Origin of the sequence: Streptomyces sp. BBFR25 (assembly GCF_044590125.1) — a bacterium.
Taxonomy (GTDB): Bacteria; Actinomycetota; Actinomycetes; order Streptomycetales; family Streptomycetaceae; genus Streptomyces; species Streptomyces canus_D.
The window spans coordinates 7,303,840-7,321,708 of sequence record NZ_CP172447.1 but is presented as its reverse complement, the minus strand read 5'-3'; the positions used below and the strand labels follow the sequence as shown (position 1 = coordinate 7,321,708).

Below are 17,869 nucleotides of genomic sequence, written 5' to 3'. Positions count from 1 at the left end.
CGTCGTACAATCGCGGCCGACCGACATCGGCGTCCGAGGGGGAACGGTGGAGATCGAGGCTGACGGCGGAAGCGGACGGCGAGGCGGACACGCCCGGTTGGAGGAGCTCTGCCGACGGCTGACGGACACCTCGGGATCGCTGGTGCTCGGTGAGCGAGGGCTGCGGCTCGTCGATTCCCTCACCTCCGAACTGCGTGCCGGCCGGGCCCCCGAAGAACTCGATGACACCTTCGACGAGTTGGAGGAGGAGTTGCTCGCGGCCGGGCACAGCGCCGGCCTGGGCTCCTACCGCACCACACCGCCGCCGTTCACGCCCGGCTTCCAGCGACTTCCGATCGCCGGGCGGGGCCAGCCGCCGCTGCACGTGCTCGCTTGCCCGCGTGGTCACTGCGGGCGGGTGGAGGCGCCGGACGACGAGGGCCCGCACCCCGGCTGCCGGATCTTCGACCAGCCGCTGCGCACGGTGCCCCTCCGGTGACCAGCGGCTTCCTCAGCGCGCTGGGCGGCCGGATCGCCGAACGGTGGCTGGCCGCGCTGGCTCTGCCGGGGCTGCTCTTCCTCTCCGTCCTCACCACGGCCATGGTCCTCGGTCACGAGCACTGGTCCGACCTCGAGCGGCTGCGGTCCTGGCTCGACACGACGGCAGAGTCCCCCGCCTCCCGCAGCGCCGGGACAGTCGTTCTGGTGGCGGCGGGCGTGCTGGCCGGTGCCGCGGTGGCCGGGGCGGCCGCCCAGTCCCTGGGCACGGGCGTGGAGCTGCTCTGGTGTGCGGAGCCGTACGGGCCCGTGCTGCGGTACCTCGCCGACCGCCGGTCGCGCCGCTGGCGGGCGGCCGACGCGACCTTCCGCACGGCGCTGGTGGCGGCGGGCCGGGCCCGGATCGAAGGTGCGGACGACGCCGACCGGCTCGCCGACATCGCCGAACGCCGTTACGCCGACCGCGACCGCATCGGCGCGACAGCGCCCCGCCATCCGTTCGGGACGGGGGACCGCTTGGCCGCACCCGCGCAACGGCTGTGGCGCGCCCACCGGTTGGATCTGGCGGCTGCCTGGCCTCATCTGTGGCTCCTGGCCTCCGACGGCACCCGTGCCGAACTGCAGGCCGCCCGGGTCAGGTTGACGGCGTCGGCGCGTCTGTGCGCCTGGGGGGCGGGGTATCTGGTGCTGGCGCTGTGGTGGTGGCCCGCGGCAGTGGCCGGGGTCGTCGCCGTCGCCGCGGGCGTGCGGCGCGGCCGTGCGGCAGCGGATGCCTTCGCCGAACTCACCGAGGCCCTGGCCGACCTCCACGTACGCGACCTGGCGACCGCGCTGGGCATCGAGCACGAGGGGGTCGACGACCGGGTGCTCGGCGAACACCTCACGCGGCTGCTGCGCAAGGAGACCCGACCGGCCTAGGCCGGTATTCGTAGCCCCCTACGAGGCTCAGCCGGAAGAGGCGTCCTCCGCGCTTCGCCGATGGGCGCGATCCACCTCGGCCATGTGTGTCTCGGCCCACTCGCGGAGTGCGGCCAACGGTTCCTCCAGGGTCAGGCCGAGCGGGGTGAGCCGGTAGTACACGCGTGGCGGGACGGTCGCCTCCACCCGGCGGCCGACCAGGCCGTCGCGGGCCAGGCCCTGGAGCGTGGCCGACAGCATCTTCTGCGAGATGCCGGGCATCCTGCGCTGCAGCTCCGCGAACCGCACCTCCTCGGGGGATGCCTCCGCCAGCACCTTGACGGCCATGGACGTCCACTTGGTGCCGATCCGGTCGAGCAGGCGCCTAGTGGGGCACTGCGGGTCGAACAGGTCTCCCCGGGCGCCGTTCGGGGATCGCGACGCCTTCGACGTCGAGGAGGGGGTCACCTGTAGCTCACCACCTGTGGCAGAAGTGCGGTCTTGGCCCGCTCATCTTAGTTACCTATCGTTTTGTTGTCACTATTGGTAACCGCATGGAGAGGCATCCTGTGCCCGTCACCTCGCATCACACTTCGCATCGCACCTCCGATCCGCGCCGATCCGGCGTCGAACATCGGCGCGTCACGGTCAACGGCGTCGATCTCCACGTGGCCCTGCGCGGGGAGGGGCCCGCGGTGCTGCTGTTGCACGGCTTTCCGCACACCTGGCAGCTGTGGACCCATGTCATGGACCGCCTCGCCGAGCACCATCGAGTGATCGCGCCGGATATGCGAGGAGCGGGGTCCAGCGCGTACGCGGCGGACGGTTACGACGCCGGAACGCTCGCGTCCGACGCCGTGGCCCTGCTGGACGCCCTCGGAGAGAGCTCGGCGGCCGTCGTGGGCATCGACGCCGGAACGCCCCCGGCGTTTCTGCTCGCCATGCGTCGGCCCGGCCTCGTCCGGCGGCTCGTGGTCATGGAGTCACTGCTGGGCGGGCTGCCGGGGGCCGAGGAGTTCCTCGCACACGGCGCGCCCTGGTGGTTCGGTTTCCACGCGGTGCCCGGTCTCGCGGAGACGGTGCTGGCCGGGCACGAGGGCCGGTACATCGACTGGTTCCTCGACAGCGGTTCGCTCGGGGAGGGCGTCGATCCCGCCGTCCGGGACGCCTTCGTCCGGGCCTACACCGGAACCGACGCCCTGCGCTGCGCCTTCTCCTCCTACCGGGCGCTGCCCACGAGCGGCGCGCAGATCGAGGAGGCTGTCGCCGAAGGCCGGTTGACCGTCCCGACCCTGGCCGTCGGCGCCCATCCGGTGGGCCGGGCCCTCGAACGGCAGCTGCGGCCGGTCGCCGATCACCTCACCGGTCACGTGATCGAGGACTGCGGGCACATCATCCCGCTGCACCGCCCCGACGAGCTGCTCCGCCTCCTCGAACCGTTCCTCACCGCGCACCGGGACGGGTGACGGGGATCCCCTCATCGGGCGTACCGATGATTTCCGGGCCGGCCGGCAGTCGTTACCGGCAGGAGAGCAAGGAGACCTGCCATGTCCACGCAACGACCTGCCGCACAGCGGCCCACGACCGAGCTTGACGCCCGCTACAGCTCCGCACTGAATCCCCGGCCCGGCGCCGGGGACGTCACCGCCACCGAGTGGGCCGAGGCCCAGCGGCGTCTGGAGGCCGCCGAGATCTTCTGGGTGGCCACGACGCGGCCCGGCGGCGGGCCGCACATCACGCCGGTGATCGCGGCGTGGCACGACGGTGTGCTGTATTTCTCCACCGGACCGGGTGAGCAGAAGGCCCGGAACCTGGCGCGGGACGCGCACTGCGCACTGCTCACGGGCGGGAACTCGCTCACCGAGGGGTTCGACCTCGTCGTCGAGGGCGAGGCGGAACCGGTCGGCGATCCCGCGGTGCTGGAGGAGGTGATCACGGCGTTCGAGGCGAAGTACGGGGCACACATCACGTCGGCCGAGGGAACCTTCCACGGCATCGGGGACGCGATGCGGCGCGGGGACGACGTGCTGTTCGCGGTGGCCCCCGTCACCGCGTACGGGTTCGGCCGGGACGGCGGGGTCTACAGCCATACGCGGTGGGGGTTCTGAACCGCCGGTCGGGCAACGAGGGGTGCGCCTGCCGCATCGGGGGATCAGCTGCCGCCCACACCCAGCGCCCCCAGCAGCATCGGCAGTGACGCGTGCAGTTCCCGTTCCCAGTAGGCCCAGCCGTGGGTCCCCGGGCCGTAGAAGTTGGTTGTGACGTGCCTCGCGCCGACGCGCTCCAGTTCCGCCGCGAGCGCCTGGTTCTGCCGGTTGAAGTCGGCCTCCAGCGCGCTCGTGGCGCCCGGTGGGTCCAGGGGGCCGGTGGTGCCGTCGCCGCAGGACAGGTAGACCGGGATCGACCTGAGCCGCTCGGCGAGGTGGAAGGGGTCGTGGGCCTGCCAGATCCGGCGCTGGGCGACCGGGTCGCCCCAGACGCGGCGCGGGTCGTTGTCCTGACCTGCGAAGAAGCCCATGAGTCGGTCGACCGACTCGTCGTTCAGGAGGGGGTGGGCGGAGCCGGAGAACGCCGCCGTGGCCCTGAACATCCCCGGGTGCCGGGCGGCGTACAGCAGGGCGCCCTGGCCGCCCATCGACAGGCCGGCGACCACGCGGCCGGAGCCCGCGCCCCAGTCGCGTTCCAGGAGGTGGCGCAGTTCCTTGGTATGGAAGGTCTCCCAGGCCGGGTCGCCGCCCTGCCCGTGGTTCCACCAGTCGCTGTACCAGCCGTTCCAGCCCGCCTCGGGCATCACGACCAGGACGTCGCGCAGGCTGTCCGTCTCCGCCACGTCCGTCATGCTCGTCCACGACGTGTAGTCGCCGCAGCAGCCGTGCAGGAGCCAGAGGGTGGGCCAGTGCTGCCGGTGGCGCCTCTCGTGCGGGTTCCAGCCGTCGGGGGTGAGCAGGCGGACGTCGACCGTGCGGCCGCCCAGGGCCCTCGACCGCACCGACAGGTCGACCTGCCGGTCCGCGACCCGGGTGACGGCGACGACCTCCGCGCCGGGGCGGGTGGCCTCGCCCCGGTCCGCGGCGTGCGCCGGGGCGGTCGGTGTGAGGGTGGCCAGCAGTACGGCGAGGACCAGGAGGACTCTCACCCGCAGCGGGCTCGGGACGGTGGGCACGTTCGCGAACACGGCGGCTCCCTGGGTGGGTTGCTGTTCGTCGCGGCGGTGGTGCGGCGGCCGGTCGGTCAGTCGGTCGGCCGGTCGTGGGGGTTCGGGTCAGGTGCCGTCTCGGTGCGGCAGGATCAACAGGGCGTCACCGACCGGGCGTTCGCCCGTGGCGTCGGACGGGGAGTTGAGTACGGCACCCACGGCCACCATCGTCGTCGAGCCTCCGCCGTCCAGGTTGACCGCGTCGCGCAGGCCGAGTGACCTCGCGACCTCGGCGCTCTCGCCGATGCTGAGGCCGAGGGAGCCCGTGGCGCGTCCGTCGGCGGTGACGAGGACGGTGCGGCCCGCGGCGTCCACCCCGGCCAGGGTCCGCGGGTTGCGCTTGTGGACCCAGCCGTAGTACCAGCTCGGGTCGTCGGGGCGCACCATGCCGTCGGTGGCGGGGGTGACGTGGATACGGCCGTCGCGGACCAGTTCCGGGCCGGCGTTGACGATGTCGGTGCGGGGCGACGGGGTGATCCGGCGACCGCGGGCGTCCAGGAGGGTCGCGCTGACGCGCAGGCGCTCGCCCACGTGGGCCTGGGCCGCCAGGTCGGCGACGCGTGCGCCCGTCGCCTGGACGGTGCTGCCGCCCTCGGGGACCGTTCCGCCGCGCGGTGAGCGGAGTCGCACGACCCGGTCGTGGGCGTCCAGTACCGCCTCCACGCCCTCACCCCCGGGTGTGCGGCCGCCGTAGTCCGGGGTGAAGGCGACCAGCTCGTCGGGGTCGGTGCAGGTGACGTCGTGCAGCGGGAGTGAGGTCGGATTGTCGCCCTCGCCGCCACCGCAGTTCCTGATCAGGCCGGGTACGCGGTTGATGCCGTCGAGGGGGCGGGAGGAGCCGCGGGTGGTGACGCTGCCCTGCCAGGTGAGGCGGGTGATCTCCGTGCGGCGGCCGTCCTCGTGGAGGACGAGGCCGGGGCGCCCGGCGACCGGTTCGCTCAGCAGGCGTCCGTCGTACACGCCCACTCCGGCCGGGTCGCCCGGTGCTCCGGCCTTGGGGTCGAGGACGAAGAACCCGGCGTTGACCGCGGCGGTCGCGGCGGCGGACGCCGAGAGTGCGCTGGTCGTCTCGCGCTGCTCCAGGTCGGGGCCGTACGACGCGTCGAGGGTGCCCCGGAACCTGCGGGGGTCGATGGTGAGGACGTCGACGTGCCACGGGCCGCGGTCCGTCGTCTCGCCGTCCCAGCCGGTGTAGAGGGCCGTGCCGGTGTGGCCGGCCGCTCGCAGGCGGGTGCGTTCGGCCGTCGCGGCGGTCTGCGAGTCGAAGCTTCCGATGCGGACCCGCCAACCGAGGCTGCCACCCGCGTAGTCGGCCGTCCGGGGTGTCCTCACCTCCTCCACCCGGGCTTCGAAGCCGTCGCCTCGCAACTCGGCGGCGAGTTCGTCGGCGCTCGCCCGGTCCTTGAGGGCGGTCGGCGGTGCGTCGGGGTCCGGGGAGGTCTCGCCGCCGGGGATGGACACCTCGACGGTCCAGCGCAGCGCCGGGTCGTCCGCGTTCCCGCGCACGATGCGGGTGAGGGTGACGCCGGGCTGGAGGGTGGTCGTGGTGCGCGTCTCGGGGAGGTCGGCGGGCCCCAGGGGAAGCACGTGGCGGGTCGGCGAGAGGGGACCGCCCGGGTACGGGGGCGCCGCCGCGGCCGGTGGAAGTGCGGCCGCCGTCGTCAGGACGCCGAGAACGGCACCCGTGGCACACAGTCTCTGCTTCATCTGTCGTCCCGTCTCACGCCGCCCACGGACACCGACCGACCCGTGCTGCGCACAAGTATCGGTCGGTTCCGGCTCGCGTCAAGGCGGCCTCGGGAAGCGGCGATTCGTCCGGTCCGTATGCCGGTCCGGCTCAGGGGACTCGCGCCACGCCCACGTAGAAGCCGCTGCGTTCCCGCATCGGTGCCGGTTCCTCCCGGTACCACTCGGTGGCGAACACCAGGCCGGGAGCGACGAGTTCCAGCCCGTCGAAGAAGGGCTCGACCTCGCTGCGGGTGCGCATCCGCAGCGGGATGGCACCCTTCTTGTACGCGGCCTCGGTCTCCTGCTTCAGCTCCGGGTGCTGGTCGGCGGTGCCGTGCGAGAGGAGCAGGTAGCTGCCGGAGGCAAGCGCGTCCACGAGGGTGCGCACGAGGCCGTACGGGTCCTCGTCGTCGGGCAGGAAGTGCAGGAGCGCGATCAGGGAGAGGGCGATCGGACGGTCGAAGTCCAGTGCTTCACGGGCCCGTTCGAGAATCGTCCCGGGCTGCCGTACGTCCGCGTGGAGGAAGTCCGTGACGCCCTCCGGAGTGCTGGTCAGCAGCGCCTCCGCGTGCCGGAGGACGATCGGGTCGTTGTCCGCGTAGACGATTCGGGCGGCGGGGCGGATCGCCTGCACGATCTGGTGCAGGTTGGGTTCGGTGGGGATGCCGGTGCCGATGTCCAGGAACTGGTCGACGCCGTTCTTCGCCAGCCAGGCCGCCGCGCGGTGCATGAACGCCCGGTTCCGGGCCGCGTTGCCCCGGGCCTCCTCGGGGAGGGTCTCGCCGACCCGCTGGTCGACGGGGTAGTTGTCCTTGCCGCCGAGCAACCAGTCGTAGACGCGGGCGGGATGCGGCTTGCTCGTGTCGATGCGGGGACTGGGTATACCGGCGGTCACAGGACACTCCTCCGTACGCGGAACGGCACCGTCAGGGCGCAGCCTATCCGGATCCGGCCCAGGTCACCGGTCGTTGTCAGTGGTCGCCGATAGGTTCGATCTCGTTCCCGCCGAGGTGGCGAGAACGCCCCCCTTTCGCATGCATGGGAGATGGTGCGTTGTCCGTCTGGGAGAAGTCGAGCACGGTGCGTGTGGTGCCGTCCGCGCGGCCGCGCAAGCTCGCCAAGGTGCCGTTCGTGGAGCTGGCCGACGGGCGGTTGCAGGGTGTGGTGTCCAGCGGCTCGGACATCGGGCGGGTGTACGTGTCCTCGGTCGCGGCGTCGTCCTACGCCTTCTCGTGCAGCACCAACAACAACCGTCCCTGCGGCGGGGCGCGCGGCTCGTTCTGCAACCACATCCGCGCCCTCGTCGGCGAGGCCGTGCTGCAGTACGGCGCCGAGCGCGTGGCCCGCTACCTGAAGGCCGAGGCGGGGGACGCCGTCGACGCGCAGTCCCTCACCTCCGTCATGACGGCGGCGCGGCCCGGGGCCGGGGACGCCTCGGCCGCGGCCCAGGTGTTCAGCAGGTTCCTGCGCCAGCTCGCCTATCTCGAACTCGCCCCCGCCACCGCACCGTTGCCCGAGATGCACTGGTTCCCGACGACCGGGGCGGTGGCCGCCTGATGCGCGCCGACCTGCTGCTCGACGACGTCGAGGGGCTCGACGAGGCCCTCGCGGCCGTGGACGGGTTCGACGCGGCACTCGTCGGCGGTCTGCTCCGTCCGCAGCCCGCACAGGCGGGTGGGCTGTCGGGGCTCGCCGACGCCGTCGCCGGGACGCCGCTGGCCTCGCGGGTCGCCGAGGCCGCCGAAAAGACGTCCGCCGGGGGCGGTGACGAGGGTCACTTCGTCGCGCTCGCCGCCGCGCGCACCGCGCTGCTCGGGTCCGTTCACGATGCCCTGGTGGCGCGGGTGGACGAGGTCACCGGCCGCCCCGTCGCCGATGCGGCGGCCGCCGCACCGGGTTCCGGCGAGGACCGGCCGGGGAACCTGCTCGTCGCGGCGCGCGGTTGGCTGTGCGACCTGGCCAGGACCGGCTGGCAGGGCATCGACCACGATCTCGTGGGCGGAGCCGCGCCCGTCGTCTCCGCGATGCTGCCCGACCCGGCGCTGCGCCGGCTCGCGACGCTGCTCGACGGGTTCGCCGCCGAGCTGGCCGCCTGCTCTCCCGGGGCGGCCCTGGAGCGGGTGCCGGTGCGCCGCTGGGCCGACCTGTGGGCGCGTGCCCTGCTGCTGACCCTGCCGGGGACGGCGTCCGCACCCGCCGTGGACGCCGCCACCGGGCGGCTGCTGCCGCTCGGCGTCGACGTCCAGGAGCACGCCACCGCCGTACAGGCGCAGGTGCACGCGGTGTTCGAGCCCGCGGACGGGGCCGCGTCCCGGCTGGTGCGGGCCTCGGTGTCCGCGCCGAAGCCGGACACGGTCGTCGCGGCCGGGCTGTGGCAGTTGCTGCGGCCGCACATGTCGCTGCTGGCCGCGGTGGGCGAGGGCCGCTCCGTCCAGCTCGACGCGATGCCGCTCACCGCCGAGGGCGACCTGCTGTGGGACGACGCCCGTGCCCGCGCGGGCGAGCCCGCCGACGCGTTCACCACCGCCCGGGTGGCCCTGCCCGCCGCCGCCGCGTTCGCGGTGTCGCCGCTGGACCGGCATCCGGCCCGGATCGCGGTGCCCGTCCTGGTGGAGGGGTACGGCGTGGCGGACGCGGAGGACGGGGCGGGCGAGGTCGTTCTCGACGTCGCCGGGTGCCGGGTGCGGGTCGACACGGACCGGGTGCCGGCCGCCGGGCCGCTCACCCCCGCGGCCGTGGCGTCGTCCGGCGCCTGCCTGGGGCTGCTGCGCTGGGATGCCGGGGAGTTCCTGCTCCAGCCGCTGGCCGTGGAGCGGACGGTGCGCAAGAAGCCCGTCGCCGTGCACGCGGGGGCCTGGGCCGGGGGCACCACGGACAAGGCGGGGGTGCGGGCCGAGAAGGCCGCCACCGACGCCGTCACCGTGCTCCGCGAGCGCGCCGGAAAGCTGCTGCGGAAATGACCCACCGACCCCACACCGAGGATCACGGCGCCGATCCCCGAGACGATGCCCACGACAACCGCCGCCAGGTCCTGTACTGGCGCCTGCTGGCCCGGCTCTTCGACCCCGAGGAGCAGGCCGCGCTGGAGTCCGCGAGCCTCGCCGTCGTCGAGGACATCGGTCTGCCGTCCGCGCTGCTCGACCCCGGCGCCTCCGTCGACTCCGTCGTCCAGCGCCATCCGGAACTGGCCGCCGAGTTCGAGGGGCTGATGGTGCCCGAGGCGGAGGAGGACGACGCGCGGGACCGGGCCGCCGAGGTCCGGCGGGCGGCGCTGGTGTCCAAGGTGCTGTTGAACGTCTTCTCCACGGGCTCCGGCAACGTGACCGCCGAGCGGCTGGCCCGCTGGCAGTCCGACGCGGACTGGCTGGAGCGCGCCCTCGGCTGCCGGCCGGGTGAGCTGCGCGGCGGACGCGGGCCCGCGCTCGGTACCGAACTCGGCTCCGTCGAGGCCGACCTCGTCAAGCGCATGCGCCTGCGCGAGGTGCTGGCCGACCCCGCGCTGGCCGCGCGGCTGACGCCGAGCATGTCGCTGATGGAGCAGTTGCTGCGCGACAAGGACAACCTGTCCGGTGTCGCGCTGGCCAACGCCAAGGCACTCATCCGCCGTTACGTCGACGAGGTCACCGAGGTGCTGCGCACCCAGGTGGAGAAGTCCACGGTCGGTGAGCTGGACCGGTCCGTGCCGCCCAAGCGCGTCTTCCGCAATCTCGACATCGACCGCACCATCTGGAAGAACCTCACCAACTGGAGCCCGGAGGAGGAGCGGCTCTACGTCGACCGGCTCTACTACCGGCACACCAGCCGCAAGACGACGCCCCAGCGGCTCGTCGTGGTCGTGGACCAGTCGGGTTCCATGGTCGACTCGATGGTCAACTGCACCATCCTGGCGTCCATATTCGCCGGGCTGCCGAAGGTGGACGTCCACCTCATCGCCTACGACACCCAGGCGCTGGACCTGACTCCCTGGGCGCACGACCCGTTCGAGACGCTGCTGCGCACCAAGCTCGGCGGCGGTACCGACGGCACGGTCGCCATGGCACTCGCCCAGCCGAAGATCGCCGAGCCGCGCAACACCGTGGTGGTGTGGATCTCCGACTTCTACGAGTGGCGGCACCAGGAGCTGTTCGACTCCATGGCCGCCGTCCACCGCTCGGGCGCGAAGTTCATCCCCGTCGGGTCGGTGACCAGCTCCGGACGCGGCAGCGTCAACCCGTGGTTCCGGGAGCGGTTCAAGGACCTCGGCACGCCGGTGATCTCCGGCCACATCAAGAAGCTCGTGCACGAACTCAAGACGTTCCTCACCTGATCACCGAAAGGCCTCCCCTGATGTCCGAACTGCTGCGCGCACCCGCCGAGATCAAGTACGCCGAGGAGCTGGACTGGCTGGAGTCGATCGACGACGGACCCAAGCCGTTCTCGTGGCGTCTGTCGCCGAAGATGGTCCGGCTGTTCATCCTGGGTTCCGAGCGTTCCGACGGCCTGGACCGGGAGGTGGCGCAGAAGTGGTTCGGTGACCGGAGCTTCGTCGAGCGGTCCATCGTCACCCTCGCCTCCGACCGCGGCCTGCTGCTCATCGGCGATCCGGGCACCGGCAAGAGCTGGCTGGCGGAGCTGCTGTCCGCCGCGATCAGCCGCAACTCCACGCTGGTGGTGCAGGGCACGGCCGGCACCACCGAGGACCACATCAAGTACTCGTGGAACGTCTCGATGGTCATCGCCAAGGGGCAGTCCAGGGAGTCGATGATCCCCTCGCCGATCATGACCGCGATGGAGGCCGGGTCCATCGGCCGCTTCGAGGAGCTGACCAGGTCCACGAGTGATGTCCAGGACGCGCTGATCTCGATCCTCTCCGAGAAGTACATCTCCGTTCCCGAACTGGAGAGCGGTGGGGGCGACGACAACATCGTGTTCGCCAAGCCGGGTTTCTCGGTCATCGCCACGGCCAACAGCCGCGACCGGGGTGTCAACGACCTGTCGTCGGCGCTCAAGCGGCGCTTCAACTTCGTGCGGATCCCGGTGGTGACGAACAAGAAGAGCGAGGCGGAGATCGTCCGCTTCCGCACCGAGGAGCTGCTGCGCCGCCATTCGATCGACCTGGAGGTGCCGCCGACCCTGCTCGACGTGCTGCTGCAGAGCTTCGCCGACCTGCGCCAGTCGGCCGCCGCGGCCGGCAGCGACGACGAGCGGCTGGAGTCCGCGCTGTCGACGGCCGAGCAGATCGGTGTGCTGGAGGACGCCGTGCTGCACAGCAACTTCTTCGGCGAGCGCGCCCTGACCGCCCGCACCCTCGCCTCCTCGCTCGTCGGCTCCCTGGCCCGGCGCGAGCCCGAGGATCTCGCCATCTTCAACAAGTACCTGCACGGTGTGGTCGAGCCGCGCAGCAAGGAGCAGGGCGGCTCCTGGCCCGAGTTCCTGGAGGGCGGCCGCGACGCGATCGCCACGCTGTCATGAGCGGGGACCGGGAGAGCACGTCGTTCGCCGCGCTCCGCGGGCAGCTCCAGGAGGCCGCCGCCGTGTTCGCGGGCGGGCCCGACGCCCTGGAGGGCATACTCCTCGGCCTGGTCGACGACGTCGACCGCGCGGTGCGCGAACCGCTGGAGATCTTCCCCGTCTGCCACCACTCCCCCGCCTCGGCCACCGCCATGGCCCGTCGGCTGCGCGAGAAGCAGCCCAAGGTCGTGTATCTGGAGCTGTGCGAGGACCTGGCGCCGCTCCTGGCCGAGCTGCGCAACTGCCGACTGCCGGTGGCGGTGCAGGCGTTCGCCGGTGACGTGGACGGCTTCCCCAAGGAGTGGGCCCCGCTGTCGGTCGTCGCGCCGATCACCGAGGCGTCCGCCGAGTACCAGGCCATCGCCTACGCGCTGGACACGCCGGGGGTGGAGCTGGTCCTCGTCGACCGGTCCGCGGACCACGTCTTCCAGTGGGACGGGCGGCACGAACAGGCGCCGGACGAGGGCGAGACCGCTCAGGATGCCCGGGCCCCCGAGGCCGGTCTGCACGGTGAGGCGGTCGGCGTCGAGATCGGTGACCTGCGGCCGCGCTTCGCCGAGCTGGAGGAGCACCTGCTGCGCCACGGCAAGGTGCGGCACTGGTCGGAGTGGTGGCACCAGTACGTGGAGGTGCCGCTCGGCGAGAGCAGCGGTGACGCCGCCGTCGACCACGACACCTACCGTCAGGTGATGTTCCTCGTCGGCAGCCTGTTCCGGCGGCTCGCGCCCGGCGACGGCGCCCGGGTCCGCGTGGACGAGGACCGCGAGCGGTACATGTGGACCCGGATGCGCGAGCACCTCGACGCGACCGGCACCGATCCGGCGGACTGCCTGTACGTGTGCGGGGCCTTCCACGCGGCCAGCCGGGTCGAGGAGTTCGGTGTGCGGGGCAGGACGGGCACCTTCACCGTTTCCCCGCGCACCGCCACCTCCTGGCAGTACGGGCTGATCCCGTCCAGCCACGCGGCGATCGAGGCGCAGTTCGGCCTGGCCGCGGGTTCGGTGTCGATCGCGTCGACGGAGTGGGCGAAGGGTCTGAAGCGGACCCGGGTCAAGCCGTACCGGCTGGCGGGCCAGGCCGGGGCGAAGCAGGGCACGGCCAAGAAGGCGGTGGCGAAGAAGGCCGCCCCCGCGGGCCCGGCGGCGCCGGTCGCCGCACCGGCCGCCGCCGACCGGCTCTCCGGCTTCCTGCGCCGGCCGCCCGTGCTGGACGCGCTGGACGAGGCGGAGCTGCTCGGCTGGTCGGTGGAGATCGTGCGCGCGGCCCGGCGGGGCGGCTACCTCGCCTCCACCGCCGACGCCGTCGCGGTCTTCGAGACGTCGATCCTGCTGGCGGGCATGCGGGACCGGGCCAAGCCCACGCCGTACGACTTCCAGGACGCGGCGGTCACCTGCATCGAGAAGGACGTCGTGCCGGGGCGGCGGGACGTGCGGCGGCTGGTCGAGATCATGATGGGCGGCGACCGGATCGGCCAGGTCGGCTACGAGGCGCTGCCGCCGCTCGCCCGTGACGTGCACGACCGGCTGGAGCCGCTCGGGCTGCGGCTCCAGCAGCGCGGCGTGCGGCGGGCGCTGCTGGACATGGCGTCCCGGCCGGAGCTGCGGGCCTGCTCCGACGTGCTGTGGATGCTGCGGCGGCTGTTGCCGCACGGCGCGGCCCGCCCGATCATGGGTGAGCGGCGGCTCGGTGAGCGGTCGATCCAGGAGTCCTGGGACCTCGCGCTCGGCACCCACCAGCGGGCGTTGATCGAGCTGGGCTACGAGGGTGTCAGCGTCGAGCAGGTCTTGGAGCAGCGGCTGCGGCGCGACGCCTACGGTCCCGGGGCGACGACGGCGACGGTGCTGGCCGCGGTCGAGGACGCCACCCTGTACCTCGGCAGCCGCCGCCTCGCCGACGAACTCGGCACGCACGCGCTGAAGGTGCTGGCCGCCGAGCGCGGGGTCGACGGCGCCCCGGAGGTGCTGCGCCGGGTGCGCGCGCTGCTCGCGTACTACCGGACGAGCGAGCCGGTGCTGCCGTCGTGGATCGAGTCGTTCGTCAAGTCCGGTTACGCCCACTACTGCACGCTGCTGCCGACCGCGTTCCAGGACGAGGACGCGACGGTCGGACAGGTCGCGGCGATGCTGGGCTTCCTGTTCAGTATGGAGTCCCTCGCGCTGTCGCTGGGCTGCGACCGGACCCAGCTGGAGCTGGCGGTCGGGCAGTCGCACCCCGAGGACCCGTCGAAGACGGCCCTGCTGTGGGCGGCGCAGGTGCAGCTCGGGACCCTGTCCCGGGGGGAACTGCGCGACCGGTGCGACGCGTTGCTGGCCGACCCGTTGGTGGTGCCCGCCTATCCGCGCTACCTCAGCGGTTTCGTGCACGCCCTGGAACCCGTGCCGGGGCTGGCGGACGTGGTGGTGGAGGCGGTGTCGAACGCCTTCGGGCGGTTGCCGGACGCGGTGCTGCTGCCGTGGCTGCCGCTGCTCGTCACGACCTTGCGGTCGAACGCCGCGGAGCTGGCGCCGCTGCTGATCCGCGAGGCGGGCCGGATCTTCCCGGGGCGGCTCGCGGCCCTCGACGCCTGGGTGCCGCCGTGGCGGACTCCCCCGGCCGTACCGGGCTCCCGCCGGTCGGACCCCGGGGGCCACGCACCGAGGGGCGCGGCCCTGCTGCCGCTGCATCCGGCGGCCTGCGACGCGCTGGCCGGCCTGCTCGGGTGCGACGAGGGGTGGACGACGGACAGCGGCGGTCCGTCGGAGCGGGGCGCTCTGCTGACGACCCGTCACCCCGAAGCGGCGAAGGCGTGGGAGGCCGTACTCGCGCGCGCATGAGAGTCCGGGGCGGGTTCCGGCACAGTCCGGGACCCGTCAGGGCGCGCGCTCATGCCAAGATGATGTTCCGACAGGCACGCACCCAGGTGCTCACCACGCTTGTGCCGTGGGTGGCCCGCGAGTTGAGGACGGAGTCAGGCCGCATGACCTCCCTGAGCAGTGGTGAGAGCGCCGCCCACCCCGACCGGATCGACACCAGCAGGCCCCATCCCGCCCGGATGTACGACTACTTCCTCGGCGGGAAGGACAACTACGAGGTCGACCAGCGGGCCGCCGAGCAGTTCATGAAGGCGGCGCCCGAGGTGCGCGAGGGGGTGCTCGCCAACCGGCACTTCCTGCACCGCGCGGTGCGGTACGCGGTGGCCGAGTGCGGCATCCGCCAGATACTCGACGTGGGCACGGGCCTGCCCACCGAGCCCAACGTGCACCAGATCGCGCGGTCCGTCGCCCCCGGGACCCGGGTCGCGTACGTCGACAACGACCCCATCGTCGCCACCCACTCCAGGGCCTTGTCGGACGACCCGGACACCGCCGTCGTCCTGGCCGACCTGCGCGACCCGCGCGCGATCCTCGACCACCCCGAGGTGCGCGCGGTCATCGACTTCGACCGGCCGGTGGCACTGCTGCTGGTGGCCGTCGTGCACTTCATCGCCGACGCGGAGGACCCGGCGGGCATCGTCGCCACGCTCCGCGACGCGCTGCCGGCCGGTTCCTGCCTCGTCCTGTCGCACGCGACCGGTGACGTGCACGAGGACCGGCGCGAGGGCGCGGCGGCCGTCTACAACAAGGCCACCGCCTCTCTCCACCTGCGCACGCACGCCGCGGTCCTCGACCTGTTCGGCGACTTCTCGATGGTCGAACCGGGGCTGGTCCGGGTCACCGACTGGCGCCCGGAGGAGGCGCGGCGCCCCGACGCCCCGCCGATCGGCATCTACGGCGGAGTGGCGCGCAAGGACGCCTGACGCGCCAGGGCGGGGAGCCGTGGTGGGCGCGGACTCCCGCGCCCGGGCCCACCACGGGGTCTCAGGCGGCCTTGCGCTCCCTCCCCCGCGCCCGGCCGATGAGGTCGGCGTAGTGGTGTCCGCTGCCCTTGATGGTGCGGACCTGGGTGGCGTAGTCGACGTGGACCAGGCCGAAGCGCTTGTCGTAGCCGTACGCCCACTCGAAGTTGTCCAGCAGGGACCAGGCGAAGTAGCCCGCCAGCGGGGCTCCCCTGCGCGCGGCGGAGGCGCAGGCCGCGAGGTGGGCCGTCAGGTACTGCCGGCGCTCGGGGTCGTCGATCGTGCCGTCGGGGCGGACCACGTCGGGGAAGCTGGCGCCGTTCTCGGTGACGTACAGCTTGCGCGCCCCGTACTCCTCGGTGAGGCGCAGCAGCAGGTCCTCGATGCCGCCGGCGTCGATCTCCCAGTCCATGCCGGTGCGCGGCACGCCGACGCGGCGGACGGTGCGGACGTGCGGGGCGGGTTCGGCGGGGTCGTCGGCGACGGTCTGCGGGAAGTAGTAGTTCAGGCCCAGCCAGTCCAGTTCGGCGCCGATGAGCCTCATGTCGCCGGGGCGTTCGGGGAGTTCGACCCCGTACAGCTCGCGCATGTCCTCGGGGAAGCCGCGGCCGTGCACCGGGTCCAGCCACCAGCGGTTGGTGTGGCCGTCCATGCGGCGGGCGGCGGCCAGATCCTCTTCGCGGTCGGTGGCGGCGTGGATGGTGGAGAGGTTGTTGACGATGCCCACCTGGGCGTCGGGGGCCGCCGCGCGGATGGCCTCCATGGCCAGGCCGTGGCCGAGGAGCAGATGGTAGGAGGCGCGGACGGCCGCCGTCAGGTCGGTCCAGCCGGGCGCCATCTTGCCCTCCAGGTGGCCGATCCAGGCCGAGCAGAGCGGCTCGTTCAGGGTGGCCCAGTGGCCGACGCGGTCGCCGAGGCGTTCGGCGACGACGGAGGCGTACGCGGCGAAGTGCTCGGCGGTCGCCCGCTCGGGCCAGCCGCCCCGGTCCTGGAGCACCTGCGGCAGGTCCCAGTGGTAGAGGGTGACGGACGGGGTGATCCCGGCCGCCAGCAGGTCGTCGACGAGGCGGTCGTAGAAGGCCAGGCCCTTGGCGTTGACCGGGCCGTCGCCGCCCGGCAGGACGCGCGGCCAGGCGACGGAGAGGCGGTAGGCGTTGGTGCCCAGCCGCCGCATCAGCTCGATGTCCTCGTGGGTGCGGTGGTAGTGGTCGCAGGCGACGTCGCCGTGGTCGTTGTTGTCGATCTTCCCGGGGGTGTGCGAGAAGGTGTCCCAGATCGACGGCGAACGTCCGTCCTCCGCCACGGCTCCCTCGATCTGGTACGCCGATGTGGCCGTGCCCCACAGGAAGTCGTCCGGGAGTGCGGCGAAGTCGATGGTCACGAAGGTCCTTTCGGGTTGGGGAAGGCTGCGCGCGGGGGTGGTGGTCATTTGACGGCTCCGGCCGTCAGGCCCGCCACGAGATAGCGCTGGAGGAGCAGGAAGCCCGCGACCACGGGGACGCTGACGACCAGCGAGGCGGCCATGATCTGGTTCCAGTACACGTCGTTCTGCGTGGAGTAGCCCTGGAGTCCGACCGCGAGGGTGCGGGTGGCGTCGTTGGTCATGACGGAGGCGAACAGGACCTCGCCCCAGGCGGTCATGAAGGCGTAGACGGCGACCGCGACGATGCCGGGGATCGCGGCGGGCACGACGACCTTGAACAGGGCGCGCAGCGGTCCGCAGCCGTCCACGAGGGCCGCCTCGTCCAGGTCGCGGGGCACCGAGTCGAAGTACCCGATCAGCATCCAGATGGAGAAGGGCAGGGAGAAGGTCAGGTAGGTGAGGATGAGGCCGCCGCGGGAGCCGAACAGGGCGATGCCGGTGGCGTTGCCGATGTTGACGTAGATCAGGAACAGGGGCAGCAGGAAGAGGATGCCCGGGAACATCTGCGTGGACAGGACGGTCACCGAGAAGACGCGCTTGCCGCGGAACTCGTAGCGGCTGACGGCGTACGCGGCGAACACGGCGATGACGACGGAGCAGACGGTCGCCGCGCCCGCCACGATCAGCGAGTTCATGAAGTACTTCGCCAGCGGGACCGTCGACCAGATGTCGATGTAGGGGCGGACGGTGAGGTTGCTCGGCAGCCAGTGGAACTGGCTGGAGACGTCCTCGAGCGGCTTCAGCGAGCTGGAGACCATGACGTACACCGGCAGCAGGACGAAGCCGGTGAGCAGGGTGAGGAAGACGCGGCGGGTCCAGGTGAAGGAGCGCGGCGCCGCCATCG

The 17,869-nt window shown here is 72.6% G+C and carries 16 protein-coding genes; 10 read left to right on the top strand and 6 right to left on the bottom strand.

Going from position 1 to position 17,869, the window contains the following annotated elements; translation table 11 throughout:
* Positions 1–46 precede the first annotated feature (46 nt).
* Both ACGH52_RS32810 and ACGH52_RS32805 read left to right on the top strand, forming a co-directional pair.
* Entirely contained in the window at positions 47–478 is a 432-nt protein-coding gene (locus ACGH52_RS32810; protein WP_399944631.1) for a hypothetical protein, read from the top strand.
* Positions 475–1,395: a hypothetical protein gene (locus ACGH52_RS32805; RefSeq protein WP_121702150.1), complete on the top strand. Its 921-nt coding sequence runs from the start codon at positions 475–477 to the stop codon at positions 1,393–1,395. The genes ACGH52_RS32810 and ACGH52_RS32805 overlap by 4 nt, the downstream gene beginning before the upstream one ends.
* A 27-nt stretch (positions 1,396–1,422) precedes the next feature.
* On the opposite strand, the gene ACGH52_RS32800 is transcribed toward ACGH52_RS32805, so the two are convergent.
* Positions 1,423–1,842 (bottom strand): helix-turn-helix domain-containing protein, encoded by a 420-nt coding sequence (locus tag ACGH52_RS32800; protein WP_121702151.1) that lies wholly within the window; start codon positions 1,840–1,842, stop codon positions 1,423–1,425.
* An 86-nt stretch (positions 1,843–1,928) separates the two neighbouring features.
* Between ACGH52_RS32800 and ACGH52_RS32795 the strand changes: the two genes are divergently transcribed.
* Positions 1,929–2,840: an alpha/beta fold hydrolase gene (locus ACGH52_RS32795; protein WP_399944626.1), complete on the top strand. Its 912-nt coding sequence runs from the start codon at positions 1,929–1,931 to the stop codon at positions 2,838–2,840.
* 81 nt (positions 2,841–2,921) lie between these two features.
* Complete coding sequence (locus tag ACGH52_RS32790) at positions 2,922–3,482, top strand: pyridoxamine 5'-phosphate oxidase family protein (protein ID WP_399944623.1); 561 nt, start codon at positions 2,922–2,924, stop codon at positions 3,480–3,482.
* Positions 3,483–3,526: 44 nt separating this feature from the next.
* Here ACGH52_RS32790 and ACGH52_RS32785 read toward each other — a convergent pair whose 3' ends face one another.
* From ACGH52_RS32785 to ACGH52_RS32775, 3 genes are all read right to left on the bottom strand, one after another.
* Positions 3,527–4,549, bottom strand: a complete 1,023-nt coding sequence (locus tag ACGH52_RS32785; RefSeq protein ID WP_399944620.1) for an alpha/beta hydrolase — start codon at positions 4,547–4,549, stop codon at positions 3,527–3,529.
* 87 nt (positions 4,550–4,636) lie between these two features.
* Positions 4,637–6,277, bottom strand: a complete 1,641-nt coding sequence (locus tag ACGH52_RS32780; protein WP_399944617.1) for a phosphodiester glycosidase family protein — start codon at positions 6,275–6,277, stop codon at positions 4,637–4,639.
* Positions 6,278–6,407: 130 nt separating this feature from the next.
* A complete protein-coding gene (locus tag ACGH52_RS32775) occupies positions 6,408–7,193 on the bottom strand; it encodes an SAM-dependent methyltransferase (protein ID WP_399944615.1) in 786 nt (261 codons plus the stop codon).
* Positions 7,194–7,336: 143 nt separating this feature from the next.
* Here ACGH52_RS32775 and ACGH52_RS32770 point away from each other — a divergent pair, with 143 nt between their 5' ends.
* From ACGH52_RS32770 to ACGH52_RS32745, 6 genes are all read left to right on the top strand, one after another.
* Positions 7,337–7,855, top strand: coding sequence for a hypothetical protein (locus ACGH52_RS32770; protein ID WP_171987488.1), 519 nt, complete (start codon positions 7,337–7,339; stop codon positions 7,853–7,855).
* Complete coding sequence (locus ACGH52_RS32765; protein WP_399944613.1) at positions 7,855–9,258, top strand: hypothetical protein; 1,404 nt, start codon at positions 7,855–7,857, stop codon at positions 9,256–9,258. The genes ACGH52_RS32770 and ACGH52_RS32765 overlap by 1 nt, the downstream gene beginning before the upstream one ends.
* Positions 9,255–10,604, top strand: coding sequence for a VWA domain-containing protein (locus ACGH52_RS32760; RefSeq protein ID WP_121702157.1), 1,350 nt, complete (start codon positions 9,255–9,257; stop codon positions 10,602–10,604). Before ACGH52_RS32765 ends, ACGH52_RS32760 begins: the two co-directional genes overlap by 4 nt.
* Before the next feature lie 20 nt (positions 10,605–10,624).
* The gene (locus ACGH52_RS32755; RefSeq protein ID WP_399944610.1) at positions 10,625–11,749 is read left to right on the top strand and encodes an AAA family ATPase; all 1,125 of its coding nucleotides are present in this window, start codon (positions 10,625–10,627) and stop codon (positions 11,747–11,749) included.
* Entirely contained in the window at positions 11,746–14,601 is a 2,856-nt protein-coding gene (locus ACGH52_RS32750) for a hypothetical protein (protein WP_121701004.1), read from the top strand. The genes ACGH52_RS32755 and ACGH52_RS32750 overlap by 4 nt, the downstream gene beginning before the upstream one ends.
* Positions 14,602–14,744: 143 nt before the next feature.
* Positions 14,745–15,563, top strand: a complete 819-nt coding sequence (locus tag ACGH52_RS32745; RefSeq protein WP_059300183.1) for an SAM-dependent methyltransferase — start codon at positions 14,745–14,747, stop codon at positions 15,561–15,563.
* Between the two features lie 61 nt (positions 15,564–15,624).
* Here ACGH52_RS32745 and ACGH52_RS32740 read toward each other — a convergent pair whose 3' ends face one another.
* Positions 15,625–17,031 (bottom strand): GH1 family beta-glucosidase, encoded by a 1,407-nt coding sequence (locus ACGH52_RS32740; protein ID WP_121701003.1) that lies wholly within the window; start codon positions 17,029–17,031, stop codon positions 15,625–15,627.
* Positions 17,028–17,867, bottom strand: a complete 840-nt coding sequence (locus tag ACGH52_RS32735) for a carbohydrate ABC transporter permease (RefSeq protein ID WP_210977048.1) — start codon at positions 17,865–17,867, stop codon at positions 17,028–17,030. Before ACGH52_RS32735 ends, ACGH52_RS32740 begins: the two co-directional genes overlap by 4 nt.
* Between the last annotated feature and the right edge of the window lie 2 nt (positions 17,868–17,869).